This is a genomic window from Ruegeria sp. CJ9, from assembly GCF_056536625.1.
The window spans coordinates 1-1,205 of sequence record NZ_JBQFPY010000028.1 but is presented as its reverse complement, the minus strand read 5'-3'; the positions used below and the strand labels follow the sequence as shown (position 1 = coordinate 1,205).

At 63.1% G+C, this 1,205-nt stretch carries 1 protein-coding gene; it reads left to right on the top strand.

The features are described from left to right. Positions 1 to 1,205, top strand: a 1,205-nt coding sequence (glyA, locus tag ACR0AJ_RS21055; RefSeq protein WP_480741862.1) for a serine hydroxymethyltransferase, incomplete at both ends; no start/stop codon positions are given.

Sequence of the window (1,205 nt, the reverse complement as noted above, 5' to 3'; positions counted from 1 at the left end):
CGTGACCCTGAGCTTTTTGGTTCGATCACATCTGAGCTGGGCCGCCAGCGCGACGAGATCGAGCTGATCGCGTCCGAGAACATCGTCTCTGCCGCCGTGATGGAAGCGCAGGGCTCGGTGATGACCAACAAATACGCCGAAGGCTATCCTGGTCGGCGGTATTACGGCGGCTGCCAATTCGTTGATATCGCTGAAAACCTGGCCATCGACCGCGCCAAGCAGCTGTTTGGCTGCGAGTTTGCCAACGTGCAGCCGAACTCGGGCAGCCAGGCCAACCAGGGCGTGTTCCAGGCGCTGATCCAACCCGGCGACACCATCTTGGGCATGAGCCTGGATGCCGGCGGTCACCTGACCCACGGCGCGCGCCCCAACCAGTCGGGCAAGTGGTTCAACGCGGTGCAGTACGGCGTCCGCAAGGAAGACAACATGCTGGATTATGATCAGGTCGAGGCGCTGGCGAAAGAGCACCAGCCCAAGCTGATCATCGCCGGAGGCTCGGCCATCCCGCGCGTGATCGACTTTGCCCGCATGCGCGAGATCGCCGACATGGTCGGTGCCTATCTGCACGTGGACATGGCGCATTTCGCCGGTCTGGTTGCGGCTGGCGAACACCCCAGCCCCTTCCCGCACGCGCATGTGGCGACGACGACCACGCACAAGACCCTGCGCGGTCCGCGTGGTGGCATGATCCTGACCAATGATGAAGATATCGCTAAGAAAGTGAATTCGGCGATCTTCCCCGGCATTCAGGGCGGCCCGCTGATGCATGTGATCGCGGCCAAGGCCGTGGCCTTCGGCGAGGCTCTGCAGCCTGCGTTCAAGGACTATATCAAGCAGGTCGTCGTCAATTCGCAGGCATTGTCGGATCAACTGATCAAGGGCGGTCTGGACACGGTGACCCACGGCACCGACACCCATGTGGTGCTGGTCGACCTGCGCCCCAAAGGCGTGAAGGGCAACGCGACTGAAAAGGCCCTGGGCCGCGCGCATATCACCTGCAACAAGAACGGCGTGCCGTTTGACCCGGAAAAACCGACCGTCACCAGCGGCATCCGCCTGGGCTCGCCCGCCGGCACCACCCGCGGCTTTGGCGAGGTCGAATTCCGCCAGATCGCCGACTGGATCATCGAAGTGGTCGACGGGCTGGCCGCCAATGGCGAAGACGGCAACAGCGCCGTCGAAGCCAAGGTCAAAGCCGAGGTCGC